General features: G+C 62.8%; 12 protein-coding genes. 6 read left to right on the top strand and 6 right to left on the bottom strand.

Translation table 11 applies throughout. The features are described 5' to 3' along the window. Positions 1 to 41 precede the first annotated feature (41 nt). Together FPB55_RS07145 and def are read left to right on the top strand one after the other, a co-directional pair. Positions 42 to 1,001, top strand: coding sequence for a YihY/virulence factor BrkB family protein (locus tag FPB55_RS07145; protein WP_009686772.1), 960 nt, complete (start codon positions 42 to 44; stop codon positions 999 to 1,001). Next, positions 998 to 1,534 carry a peptide deformylase gene (gene def, locus FPB55_RS07150; protein WP_054881623.1) on the top strand — a complete coding sequence of 179 codons (537 nt, stop codon included), beginning with the start codon at positions 998 to 1,000 and terminating at the stop codon, positions 1,532 to 1,534. The genes FPB55_RS07145 and def overlap by 4 nt, the downstream gene beginning before the upstream one ends. On the opposite strand, the gene FPB55_RS07155 is transcribed toward def, so the two are convergent. Next, positions 1,489 to 1,893, bottom strand: coding sequence for a GNAT family N-acetyltransferase (locus FPB55_RS07155; protein WP_256673377.1), 405 nt, complete (start codon positions 1,891 to 1,893; stop codon positions 1,489 to 1,491). The two genes, def and FPB55_RS07155, sit on opposite strands and share 46 nt — an antisense overlap. Before the next feature lie 316 nt (positions 1,894 to 2,209). On the opposite strand from FPB55_RS07155, the gene FPB55_RS07160 reads away from it, so the two are divergent. Then, a complete protein-coding gene (locus FPB55_RS07160) occupies positions 2,210 to 2,467 on the top strand; it encodes a DUF2790 domain-containing protein (RefSeq protein ID WP_009686769.1) in 258 nt (85 codons plus the stop codon). A gap of 187 nt (positions 2,468 to 2,654) precedes the next feature. Continuing rightward, positions 2,655 to 3,140, top strand: coding sequence for an SRPBCC family protein (locus tag FPB55_RS07165; RefSeq protein WP_009686768.1), 486 nt, complete (start codon positions 2,655 to 2,657; stop codon positions 3,138 to 3,140). A gap of 57 nt (positions 3,141 to 3,197) precedes the next feature. Here FPB55_RS07165 and FPB55_RS07170 read toward each other — a convergent pair whose 3' ends face one another. Further along, on the bottom strand, positions 3,198 to 3,668 hold the full coding sequence (locus FPB55_RS07170; RefSeq protein WP_009686767.1) for a MaoC family dehydratase: 471 nt from the start codon (positions 3,666 to 3,668) through the stop codon (positions 3,198 to 3,200). Positions 3,669 to 3,702: 34 nt separating this feature from the next. Beyond that, positions 3,703 to 4,647 (bottom strand): alpha/beta hydrolase, encoded by a 945-nt coding sequence (locus tag FPB55_RS07175; protein ID WP_029885386.1) that lies wholly within the window; start codon positions 4,645 to 4,647, stop codon positions 3,703 to 3,705. Between the two features lie 219 nt (positions 4,648 to 4,866). Between FPB55_RS07175 and fadD2 the strand changes: the two genes are divergently transcribed. After that, entirely contained in the window at positions 4,867 to 6,555 is a 1,689-nt protein-coding gene (gene fadD2 / locus FPB55_RS07180) for a long-chain-fatty-acid--CoA ligase FadD2 (RefSeq protein ID WP_125920310.1), read from the top strand. A gap of 306 nt (positions 6,556 to 6,861) precedes the next feature. Then, entirely contained in the window at positions 6,862 to 8,559 is a 1,698-nt protein-coding gene (gene fadD1, locus FPB55_RS07185; RefSeq protein WP_115293580.1) for a long-chain-fatty-acid--CoA ligase FadD1, read from the top strand. 150 nt (positions 8,560 to 8,709) lie between these two features. Here the strand turns inward: fadD1 and FPB55_RS07190 are convergent, their stop codons facing one another. From FPB55_RS07190 to FPB55_RS26180, 3 genes are all read right to left on the bottom strand, one after another. After that, positions 8,710 to 10,017, bottom strand: a complete 1,308-nt coding sequence (locus FPB55_RS07190; protein WP_029885384.1) for an FAD-binding oxidoreductase — start codon at positions 10,015 to 10,017, stop codon at positions 8,710 to 8,712. Between the two features lie 25 nt (positions 10,018 to 10,042). Beyond that, on the bottom strand, positions 10,043 to 11,407 hold the full coding sequence (locus FPB55_RS07195) for a glutamine synthetase family protein (RefSeq protein ID WP_144187883.1): 1,365 nt from the start codon (positions 11,405 to 11,407) through the stop codon (positions 10,043 to 10,045). 85 nt (positions 11,408 to 11,492) lie between these two features. Beyond that, positions 11,493 to 11,657 (bottom strand): hypothetical protein, encoded by a 165-nt coding sequence (locus FPB55_RS26180; RefSeq protein ID WP_009686760.1) that lies wholly within the window; start codon positions 11,655 to 11,657, stop codon positions 11,493 to 11,495. Positions 11,658 to 11,731: the final 74 nt, after the last annotated feature.

The following is an 11,731-nucleotide window of genomic DNA, read 5'->3' on the forward strand; positions in this document are numbered from 1 at the left end:
GACTTGTGTGTTGATTCGATCAAGCGGCGAAAGGAGACGCTATGATTTTTTCCGCCCTGCAGGGCCTGCCTTTGCACCGCGTGCTGGCGCGCACCGTCAAGGAATTTCTCGATGACGAGATGTCCACCTATGCGTCGGCGCTGGCCTACCAGGCGCTGTTCTCGCTATTCCCATTCTTGCTGTTCCTGATTGCCCTGATCGGCTTTTTGCACCTGCCCGACTTTTTCTCCTGGTTGCGCCTGCAATCGGAGCTGGTATTGCCACCCCAGGCCCTGGAGCAGGTGAACCCGGTAATCGACCAGTTACAGCAATCCAAGGGCGGGCTGTTGTCGGTTGGTATCGTGATCGCCTTGTGGACCGCATCGGCCGGTGTGCGCCTGATGATGAGCGCCATGAACGCCGCCTATGATGTGCCCGAGGGCCGGCCGGTTTGGAAGCGCATCCCGTTATCCATTTTCTACACCGTGGGCCTGGCCGGCATGCTGCTGGCAGCCGCCGCGCTGATGGTGCTGGGCCCGCAAGTCATGGAGTGGATCGCCGCCCAGATCGGCATGCAGGAGTTCATCGTCACCTTGTGGACGGTGTTGCGCTGGCCGGTGATCGTCTTTCTGCTGATGGTGGCGGTCGCGTTGATCTACTACGTAATGCCTGATGTGAAACAGAAGTTCCGCTTCATCACGCCGGGCTCGGTGCTGGCGGTGGTGGTGTGGATCATCGCGTCGCTGGGCTTTGCCTACTATGTGAAAACCTTCGCGGACTACAACGCCATGTACGGCAGCATTGGTGCAATCATCGTGCTGTTGCTGTATTTCTACATCTCGGCTGCCGTGCTGTTGCTGGGCGCCGAAATGAATGCGGTGATCGAGCACATGTCGGCCGAGGGCAAAAACCCCGGTGAAAAGGATTTCGACGAGCACGCGCCTGCGCAGACCATCAGTGTTCTGGGCCATGAGCACCCCACTTCGGGCCAGGCGCAGACTTCCGAGCCCAACCCCCGATGATCCGTGACATTCTCAAGATGGGCGACGAGCGCCTGCTGCGCGTCGCCGCGCCAGTGCCCGCGCAGCTGCTGGGCAGCGGCGAGCTGCAGCAACTGATCGACGACATGTTTGAAACCATGCGCCATGTCGGCGGCGTGGGCCTGGCCGCGCCGCAGGTAGGCATCGACCTGCAGCTGGTGATTTTCGGCTTTGAACGCAGCGAGCGGTACCCGGACGCCGAAGCGGTGCCGCAGACCATCCTGCTGAACCCGGTCATCACCCCGACTTCCACTGAACTGGAAGACGGTTGGGAAGGCTGCCTGTCGGTGCCCGGCTTGCGCGGCGTGGTACCACGCTTCAAGCACATTTGCTATGAGGGCATCGACCCACAGGGCAACGCGATCCGCCGCTTTGCCGAAGGCTTCCACGCGCGGGTGGTGCAGCATGAGTGCGACCACCTGATCGGGCGTTTGTACCCATCGCGGATCCAGGACTTTACCAAGTTCGGCTACACCGACGTGTTGTTCCCAGGGCTGGAAGCAGGCGACGACTGACCCTGCTGCAGGGCCACCAGGCGTTTGCTGCGCTGGTAACGTTGCAAGCGGCCATGCAGGGTGTCGGGCAGGCACTGCGCCAGTTCGAAACCCAGGCGTTGATAGAACGCCAGCAGGTCGGGGTGGCAAAACAGCCAGGTTGGCCCGTCAGCCTGGGCCAGCGCCGCCTTCACCAGTTTGCCGGCTATCCCTTGCTGGCGCCGTTGCGGGTCGACGAACAGGCCGGTCAGCCAGAAACCCCCGGTTACCCTGGCCAGGCTCAGCCCGGCAATGATCCCCGGCCCCCTGGCTACCCACAACTGCGCATCGCTTGCCGCGCGCATGCGCGAGCCTTGTTGCCGGTAAAAGTGGTCCAGCAGCCGGCGTTCTGTATCTGCAAGTGTCGAGCAGGTTAAGTGTTCAGAAATGGCGAATTTCCCCTGAGTACAGAGCAGAGGCTCTGGCGTAATGCTTTGCGGCTATCTTGTCGCAGATTGTTGCAAATTCGGCAAGAGTGAATATCCGAGTTCGGGGTTCAACTATTAACGGCCAGGCGTAGAATTTCAGGCATCCCCCCTGCAGTACGAAGCGGGATCGGTACTTCGTGCCATCTTCACCGTAGATGGCAACTTCTCCGCGCCGGAAACGGCATTAGAAGTCAATCGATCAGCTTGAATGCTCAAAAGGCAAAACACCATGAAACCATTACTGATTCTTGCATTGGTCGGTATGTCCTCGTTCGCCCTCGCCGATGAGGCCAAGCCCGTCTCCACCCAGCCAGTGGCCCAGCAGTACGACTACTCGATGAACCTGGATATCAAGCGGGTAATCGACCTGTCGACCATTCCCAATGTCTGCGAAGTGGTGCCTGCCACCATGACCTATGAAGACCACCACGGCCAGGTGCATACCATCCAGTACCGTGCCATGGGCGAGGGCTGCCAGCAGGGTTGACCGGCTACAGGAGGTTCGAGCGCCCCCGCGCGGCGCTCGAACGCCGTGGGCCGTTATCGCCAAACGCACTGAGCCGCTGCTCGGCGGGCCACCCTCGTGGGGCGGGCCTGGTCTATGGTGGACGTGGGGAATTCGCACAGCCTTGCTGTGTGAACTGCCACCCTGACTGCCACGGAGACAACACCCGATGAGCCTTGCCCCTGCTGCGCAAGCGCAACATGAGTTGTTGATCAGTCGCCTGATCGACGCCCCACCGGCCAAAGTGTTCCGCGCCTGGACCGAGCCCGAGTGGCTAAGGCAATGGTGGGGGCCGCATGGCATGAGCACCCCGGAATGCGAGATGCAATTGTGGCCCGGCGGCCTGTTCCGCACCTTGATGCGGGCGCCGGATGGCAGCGAGTACCCCACCCAGGGCGTGTTCCTGGAAATTGCGGCACCGCGGCGCCTGGTGTTCACCGATGCGTTTGGCCCCGGCTGGGTACCGTCGAACAAGGCGTTCATGACCGCCGTGATCAGCCTGGACGAGGAACGGGGCAAAACCCGTTATACCGCCCGGGCCTGGCACTGGAATGCTGCCGATTGCAAGGCCCACGAGGACATGGGGTTCTACCAGGGCTGGGGTGAGAGCCTGGACCGCCTGGTGGAGTTGGTCACCCAGCGGATGCCAGACTGATGGTTGCCTGGGGGCGGGCATTCGCCCGCCGCAGGGCCGGTAGTGCCAGCGCTATGCTCAGCTGGCAACGAAATTCGGTGGCGATACCAGTTCCACGGTCTGCTGCTTGCGTGGCGCCAGGATCTCCGCTTCGCCCTGCACCACCAGCTCATCGTTCTGGTTGTACACATTGGTCGCGATGCGCACTTTGAACTTGGGCAGTTTTTCCAGAATTTCCAGGCGTACGGTGAGCGTGTCGCCAATCTTCACCGGCTTCTGGAAGCTCATCTGCTGGCCCAGGTAGATGGTGCCAGGGCCTGGCAGGGTGCAGGCCACTGCCGCACTGATCAACGCGCCGCTGAACATGCCGTGGGCAATGCGTTCGCGGAACATGCTCTTGGCCGCAAACTCGGCGTCCAGGTGCACCGGGTTGTGGTCACCGGACATCGCCGCGAACAGCTGGATGTCGCGCTCTTCGACGGACTTCTGGTATTGCGCCTTCTGGCCTACTTCGAGGGCTTCGTAAGGCGTGTTGGTGACCTGGGACATCGGGGTTTCCTTGAGCGGTAGGCGAGGGTGGCTGTCATTCACTGCGCACAGGCCGATCAATGGCCAGTGCCTGTTCAAGCCAGCCGACAATGTCGGCAGTGACCTCGTTACGGTTGGTTTCGTTGAGTACTTCATGCCGCGCTTCAGGATAGACGCGTAGCTGTACATGTCGATTGCCGGTGGCGCGCAGGGCGTCGGCCAGATGGGTGAGACGCTTGCCGGCACTGACCGGATCACATTCCCCACCCATTATCAGTATCGGCAGGTTCGGATCGATCTGTGCGAGGTTACCCGGCTGGCTGATCTGCGCCAAGCCTTGCAGCAGGTCCAGCCACAGCTGGTTGCTGCACCGAAAGCCGCACAGCGGGTCGTTGACGTAGCGGTCGACCTCGGCCGGGTCGCGGCTGAGCCAGTCGAATGCCGTGCGGTTGGGCTTGAAGGCCTTGTTGAACGCGCCGAAGGACAGCCATTCGATCACCGCACTTTTGCCCAGCGGCCCCTGGCGCCAGGCCTCCAGCCGCGCCACCAGCCGGGCCATGCGGTACAGCGCGGCAGGCTGGTAGTTGGAACCGCTCAGGATCGCCCCGTGCAGGCTGGCACTGTGGTGCAGCAGGTAAGCCTGGGCGATATAGCTGCCCATGCTGTGGCCGAACAGGAACAGCGGTGTGCCCGGGTAGTGTTGGCCAATGTACTGGGCCAGCCGGCCGAGGTCGTCGACCACGGCATTCCAGCCATGATGGCGGCTGAACAGGCCCAGGCTGCCGTGCTCGGCGCTACGCCCGTGGCCACGCTGGTCAGCGGCGAACACGGCAAAGCCAGCCGCGGCCAGGGCCAGGCCCAGGCGCTGGTAGCGCCCGGCATGCTCGGCCATGCCATGGGCCAGCAAGACTACGGCTTTCACTGGCGTGGCTGGCAGCCATTGGTGCACGTACAGGCGGCAGTGCTCGCTGACGGGCAGCCAGAAGGCGTCGTGGGGCATGGCGGCTCCTTGTGCGCATGGGGTACCGGAACAGTGTATGCACACCCGGCCCGATTGCAGGAAGGGCACAAATAAGATTCACAATGTTAATGGCGGCACTTGGCGTATAGGCCACCCCGGGCTTACCTGCTAACGTCGAAGCAACGCCTGTTTGCCGGTTGGCGACCAGGTCAAGGATCCAAGGACGCAGTGCAGGTCCAGGCAGAGGAACAATAATAAATGCAAGCCGACTTCTGGAATGACAAGCGCCCGGCGGGCGTGCCTTCCACCATCGACATCAATGCCTATGCCTCGGTGGTCGAGGTGTTCGAGCGCTCTTGCAAGCGCTTTGCCGACCGCCCGGCATTCAGCAACCTGGGCGTGACCCTGACCTACGCGCAACTGGAGCGACATTCAGCCGCGTTTGCCGCCTGGTTGCAGCAGCACACCGACCTGCAGCCGGGCGACCGTATCGCGGTGCAGATGCCCAACGTGCTGCAGTACCCGATCGCCGTGTTCGGGGCCATGCGTGCCGGGCTGATCGTGGTCAATACCAACCCGCTGTACACCGAGCGCGAGATGCGCCACCAGTTCAATGACAGCGGGGCGCGGGCGTTGGTCTACCTGAACATGTTCGGCAAGCGGGTGCAGGCCGTGTTGCCCGACACCGGCATCGAGTACCTGATCGAAGCGAAAATGGGCGACCTGCTGCCCACTGCCAAGGGCTGGTTGATCAACACGGTGGTCGACAAGCTGAAAAAGATGGTGCCGGCCTACCACTTGCCCCAGGCACTCTCGTTCAAGCAGGTGCTGCGCCAGGGGCGCGGCCTGTCGCCGCAACCGGTGCCGCAGAGCCTGGACGACATCGCCGTGCTGCAGTACACCGGCGGCACCACCGGGCTGGCCAAAGGCGCCATGCTCACCCACGGCAACCTGGTGGCCAACATGCTGCAGGTGCTGGCGTGCTTTTCGCAGCACGGCCCGGACGGGCAGAAGCTGCTCAAGGATGGCCAGGAGGTGATGATCGCGCCGCTGCCGCTGTACCACATCTACGCGTTCACCGCGAACTGCATGTGCATGATGGTCACCGGCAACCACAACGTGCTGATCACCAACCCGCGGGATATTCCCGGCTTCATCAAGGAGCTGGGCAAGTGGCGTTTCTCTGCATTGCTCGGGCTCAACACCCTGTTCGTGGCGCTGATGGATCACCCGGGTTTTCGCCGGCTGGATTTCTCGGCACTGAAAGTTACCAACTCCGGTGGCACGGCGCTGGTCAAGGCCACTGCCGAACGCTGGGAGGCGCTTACCGGCTGCCGCATTGTCGAAGGCTATGGCCTGACCGAAACCTCGCCGGTGGCCAGCACCAACCCCTACGGCCAGTTGGCCCGGCTGGGTACGGTGGGCATCCCGGTGGCCGGTACCGCCTTCAAGGTCATCGATGATGACGGCAACGAGCTGCCGTTGGGCGAGCGTGGCGAGTTGTGCATCAAGGGGCCGCAGGTGATGAAGGGCTACTGGCAGCAACCTGAGGCCACCGCCCAGGCCCTGGATGCGGACGGTTGGTTCAAAACCGGTGATATCGCCGTGATCGACCCCGACGGCTTCACGCGGATCGTCGACCGCAAGAAGGACATGATCATCGTCTCGGGTTTCAACGTGTACCCCAACGAGATCGAAGACGTGGTGATGGGCCACCCGCAGGTCGCCAACTGCGCGGCCATCGGCGTGCCCGACGAGCGTTCCGGCGAGGCGGTGAAGCTGTTCGTGGTGCCGCGCGAGGGGGGGTTGAGCGTGGATGAGCTCAAGGCCTACTGCAAGGCCAACTTCACCGGCTACAAGGTGCCCAAGCACATCGTGCTGCGTGAGTCACTGCCGATGACCCCGGTGGGCAAGATTCTGCGCAGGGAGCTGCGGGATATCGCTTGAGTCAGCGGCAAGCTACAAGCTACAAGCTACAAGCGGTGAATCAGAGCCTTTGGCACGCTCTATCTTGCCGCTTGAAGCTTGTAGCTTGCCACTTTAAGCTAAATACTCTAAAAATGACCTAAATTGTTCATTGAGTCATTTTTGTGACCGTAAGGCCCGTTTTGGCCTCTAGGCGACCCCAGGCAAAGCTGTTACTCTCGGCCCGCTTTCAGATGATCCGGTTTGCAACGAACCGTCATCTCATATCAATAATAAGCGCATCGACGCGTGAATCGAACTTCGCTGTTGCTGAAGGAGTGGGCTTCCATGATCGAACATTTTTGGAAGGATAAGTACCCAGCCGGGATTACGGCGGAAATCAATCCTGACGAATTCCCCAATATCCAGGCAGTACTCAAGCAATCCTGCCAACGCTTTGCCGACAAACCGGCCTTTAGCAACCTGGGCAAGACTATCACTTATGGCGAGTTGTATGCGCTGTCGGGGGCTTTTGCCGCCTGGTTGCAGCAGCATACCGACCTCAAGCCGGGTGATCGCATTGCCGTGCAACTGCCCAATGTCCTGCAATACCCTGTCGCGGTGTTCGGTGCCATACGCGCCGGGCTGATCGTGGTCAACACCAACCCGCTGTACACCGCGCGGGAAATGGAACACCAGTTCAACGACTCTGGCGCCAAGGCCTTGGTGTGCCTGGCCAACATGGCCCACCTGGCTGAGAAAGTAGTGCCCAAGACCCAGGTCCGGCACGTCATCGTCACCGAAGTGGCCGACCTGTTGCCGCCGGTCAAGCGCGTGCTGATCAACAGCGTGATCAAGTACGTGAAGAAGATGGTGCCGGCCTACCACCTGCCGCAGGCCGTGCGTTTCAACGCTGCGCTGGCACTGGGCAAGGGCCAGCCGGTAACCGAGGCCAACCCGCAGGCCAACGATGTGGCGGTGCTGCAGTACACCGGCGGCACCACTGGCGTGGCCAAGGGTGCCATGCTGACCCACCGCAACCTGGTGGCCAACATGCTGCAGTGCCGGGCGCTGATGGGCTCGAACCTGCACGAAGGCTGTGAAATTCTCATCACCCCGCTGCCGCTGTACCACATCTACGCGTTCACCTTCCATTGCATGGCGATGATGCTGATCGGCAACCACAACGTGTTGATCAGCAACCCGCGTGACCTGCCGGCGATGGTCAAGGAACTGGGTAAGTGGAAGTTCACCGGCTTTGTCGGCCTGAACACCCTGTTCGTTGCCCTGTGCAACAACGATGGGTTCCGTGCCCTGGACTTCTCGGCGTTGAAAATCACCTTGTCGGGCGGCATGGCCCTGCAGTTGAGCGTGGCCGAGCGCTGGAAGGCGGTGACCGGTTGCGCCATCTGCGAAGGCTACGGCATGACGGAAACCAGCCCGGTGGCCACGGTCAACCCTGCCGAAGCGAACCAGGTCGGTACCATTGGTATTCCGGTGCCGTCGACCCTGTGCAAGGTAATCGACGAGGCCGGCAACGAGTTGCCGTTGGGCGAAGTCGGCGAACTGTGCATCAAGGGCCCGCAGGTCATGAAGGGCTATTGGCAGCGCGAAGAGGCCACTGCCGAGATCCTCGACAACCAGGGTTGGCTGAAGACCGGCGACATCGCCTTGATCCAGCCTGACGGCTACATGCGTATCGTCGACCGCAAGAAGGACATGATCCTGGTCTCCGGCTTCAATGTGTACCCCAACGAGCTGGAAGATGTGCTCGCCGGTTTGCCTGGCGTGTTGCAGTGCGCGGCCATCGGGGTGCCGGACGAGAAGTCGGGCGAAGTGATCAAGGTGTTCATCGTGGTCAAGCCGGGCATGACCGTGACCAAGGAGCAGGTGATGGAGCACATGCGTGCCAACGTGACCGGCTACAAGGTGCCGCGCCATATCGAGTTCCGCGATGCGTTGCCGACCACCAACGTGGGCAAGATCCTGCGCCGCGAGCTGCGTGATGAAGAGCTGAAGAAGCAGGGCTTGAAGAAGATCGCCTGACCCTGCGCGGCCCCTGTAGGAGCGGCCTTGTGTCGCGATGGGCCGCGAAGCGGCCCCGTCCATTTCAGCACCCATGCCAAGATCCAAGGGCCGCTTTGCGGCCCATCGCGACACAAGGCCGCTCCTACAGCGAGGGCGTGGGTTCTGGGCTCAGCGCAGTTTTTCCAGCATCTGGTAATACCACATGCCGGCCGCCAGCAGCGGGTTGCCCAGCAAGTCCCCCATCGGCACCCGCACATGCTTGCACTGGGCGAAGGTGTCGAACTGCTCGAGCGTACCGGTCAACGCCTCGGCCATGATCTCGCCCATGATGTGGCTGGTGGCGATGCCGTGCCCGGAATACCCCTGGCAATACCACACGTTGTCCGACAGCTTGCCCAGCTGTGGAATGCGGTTGACCACGATGCCCATGGCGCAGCTCCACTGGAACTCGATCGGCACGCCCTTCAATGCCGGGAACGTGCGTTCGATGCATGGCCGCAGCTCGCCTTCGATATCCCGCGAGTCACGGCCGGAGTAGTTGGCGCCGCCACCGAACAGCAGGCGCTTGTCGGCTGTCAGGCGGTAATAGTCGAGCACGAAGCGGCAGTCGTACACCGCCAGGTCGTGGGGGTTGATCTGCTCGGCCAGTTCGCCCAGTGGCGCGGTGGTGACGATCCCGCCCATGGCCGGGAATATCTTGCCCTTGAGTTGGCGCTTTTCCAGCTTGTGGTACACATCGCCGGCCAGCATCACCTGGCGTGCCTCGACCCGGCCGTGGGCGGTAACCACCGCCGGGCGCGGGCCATGCACGATGTCCAGCACTTCGGAATTCTCGAACACCAGTGCGCCCAGGCCATGTGCGGCGCGGGCCTCACCCAGGCACAGGTTGAGCGGGTGCAGGTGCAGGTTGCGCAGGTTCTTCAAGGCGCCCATGTACAGTGGGCTCTGCAGGTGCTCAGCCACTGCCGCGCGGTCGAGCATTTGAACCTGCTCGCCCATGCCCCGGCGTTGCGCTTCGGCCTCGAACGCGCGCAGCTCGTTCATGTGCGAGGGTTTCATGGCGGCATGCAGATGGCCACGCTTGAGGTCACAGTCGATGCCGTAGCGCGCTACGCGCTGCTCGATTACCTGGTGGCCACGCCAGCGCAGGTGCCAGATGAAGTCATCGACCTCGGCGCCCAGGTGGTTGCGCATCTGTGAGCGCATGGCTTCGTCGCCCGACAGGCTGCCAGTGACTTGGCCACCGTTACGGCCGCTGGCACCCCAGCCTATACGGTTGGTTTCGACGATGGCCACCTTGAGGCCGCGCTCGGCCAGCTCGACTGCCGTGGCCACGCCGGTAAAGCCGCCGCCGATGATTGCCACATCCACCTGCACCGTGCCCTTGAGTTGCGGGTACTCGGTAGGGTCGTTGAGGGTGGCGCTGTAGTAGGACGGCGCGCGCTGCGCCGGGCCTTTGTGCAATGCTGCGTTCATGGGTGTTCCTTGAGTGTTGAGGGGCTCAGGCCTGGTGCAGGTACCAGCGCCAGTCCTGTTCGCTGACTTCGGCCATGAACTGGCGGTACTCGGCGCGCTTGACCTTCAGGTACACGCCGAGGAAGTCCTCGCCCAATGCTTCGCGGGCCCAAGCCGATTGCTGCAAGGCGTCGAGCGCCGTCAGCCAGTCGGTGGGCAGGTGTTCGGTGGCCTGGGCATAACCGTTGCCTTGCACCGGTGCCCCTGGGTCCAGCTGTTCGCGAATGCCACGGTGGCTGGCTGCCAGGATCGCCGCCGCCGCCAGGTAGGGGTTGGCATCGGCGCCGCAGATGCGGTGCTCCACATGCCGGCTGTTGGCCGGGCCACCGGGTACGCGCAGGCTCACGGTGCGGTTGTCCACGCCCCAGGTGGGTGCCAGTGGTGCATAACTGTTGGCCTGGAAGCGGCGGAACGAATTGGCGTTGGGGCAGAACAGCAGCAGTGATTCGCGCAGGTGGCGCAGCATGCCGGCGACTGCCTGGCGCAGCAGCGGCGTGCCAGCCTTGTCATCGCTGGCGAACAGATTGGTGCCGGCGTGGTCAGCCAGGCTCAGGTGCATGTGCATGCCAGTACCCGCCAGGTGCGCGAATGGCTTGGCCATGAAGCAGGCCTGCTTGCCGTGGGCATGGGCCACGCCCTTGACCAGGCGCTTGTAGCGTACCGCCTGGTCCATGGCCTGCAGTGCGTCACCGTGCTCCAGGGTGATTTCCACCTGGCCGGGGGCGTATTCGGAAATGGCCGTGCGGGCCGGGATGCCCTGGGCTTTGCAGGCGGCATACAGATCGGCGAGAAACGGCTCGATCTGTTCCAGTTCGCGCAGGCCGTATACCTGGGTGCTGCGCGGGCGTCCGCCGTCGTTGTCCAGTGCGGGCTGTGGGCGGCCCCGGGCGTCGCGCTGCTGGTCAAGCAGGTAGAACTCCAGTTCGCAGGCCATCACCGGGTGGTAGCCGTCGGCCTTCAGCGCCTCGATGGTGCGCAGCAGCACGTGGCGCGGGTCGGCGATGCTGGCAGGCAACCCCTCGCTCGGGTGCATGCTCACCTGCACCGCGGCGGTCGGCACCCGGCGCCAGGGCAACCTTGTCAGGCTGCCCTCGAGCGGGTAGGCGCGGCAGTCGATATCACCCACATCCCAGACCAGCCCAGAGTTTTCCACATCGTCGCCGTTCAGGGTCAGGCCGAGAATGGTACTGGGTAGCGGCCGGCCGCTCTGGTACACGGCCAGCAACTCGTCGCGGTGCAGCAGCTTGCCGCGGGGTACGCCGTTGGCGTCGAGAATGAACAGCTCGAACAACTCGATATCAGGGTTGTCGGCCAGAAAACGGGTGGCGTGCTCTACGGGGGCAAAATGCATGTTGGGTTCGCTCACGGCTGCGCAGGGCCACCGCACTGGCGGGCGGCCCGGCTGGGGCAAACGGCCAGAGGCTGGCCGGGTTTGGTCACAACGGCGTGAGGGCGGTATCCGGCGGGCGGGCGTGGCGGCAGTGCCACAAGGCCCAGAAGGCGAGGATGATGTGCACCAGCGGGTTTTCCCCGGCACGGCTGCGGGCCTTCGGTAGCGAAGGGCGCGGCAACGGTGGGGCGATGGGCTGGGCGGGCGTCATGGTTTTGATACTCACATGCGGCGTAAGGGTGATTAAAGCAGTGAATGGCAACCTTCACATAAGGACTTGCTAAA

Origin of the sequence: Pseudomonas sp. BJP69, from assembly GCF_007633355.1 — a bacterium.
Lineage (GTDB): Bacteria > Pseudomonadota > Gammaproteobacteria > Pseudomonadales > Pseudomonadaceae > Aquipseudomonas > Aquipseudomonas juntendi.

Bases quoted from the DNA above. Each gene is read 5' to 3' on its own strand.
- FPB55_RS07145 (WP_009686772.1), top strand. From the start codon at position 42: ATGATTTTTTCCGCCCTGCAGGGCCTGCCTTTGCACCGCGTGCTGGCG.
- def (WP_054881623.1), top strand. From the start codon at position 998: ATGATCCGTGACATTCTCAAGATGGGCGACGAGCGCCTGCTGCGCGTC.
- FPB55_RS07160 (WP_009686769.1), top strand. From the start codon at position 2,210: ATGAAACCATTACTGATTCTTGCATTGGTCGGTATGTCCTCGTTCGCC.
- FPB55_RS07165 (WP_009686768.1), top strand. From the start codon at position 2,655: ATGAGCCTTGCCCCTGCTGCGCAAGCGCAACATGAGTTGTTGATCAGT.
- FPB55_RS07170 (WP_009686767.1), bottom strand. From the start codon at position 3,668: ATGTCCCAGGTCACCAACACGCCTTACGAAGCCCTCGAAGTAGGCCAG.
- FPB55_RS07175 (WP_029885386.1), bottom strand. From the start codon at position 4,647: ATGCCCCACGACGCCTTCTGGCTGCCCGTCAGCGAGCACTGCCGCCTG.
- fadD2 (WP_125920310.1), top strand. From the start codon at position 4,867: ATGCAAGCCGACTTCTGGAATGACAAGCGCCCGGCGGGCGTGCCTTCC.
- fadD1 (WP_115293580.1), top strand. From the start codon at position 6,862: ATGATCGAACATTTTTGGAAGGATAAGTACCCAGCCGGGATTACGGCG.
- FPB55_RS07190 (WP_029885384.1), bottom strand. From the start codon at position 10,017: ATGAACGCAGCATTGCACAAAGGCCCGGCGCAGCGCGCGCCGTCCTAC.
- FPB55_RS07195 (WP_144187883.1), bottom strand. From the start codon at position 11,407: ATGCATTTTGCCCCCGTAGAGCACGCCACCCGTTTTCTGGCCGACAAC.
- FPB55_RS26180 (WP_009686760.1), bottom strand. From the start codon at position 11,657: ATGACGCCCGCCCAGCCCATCGCCCCACCGTTGCCGCGCCCTTCGCTA.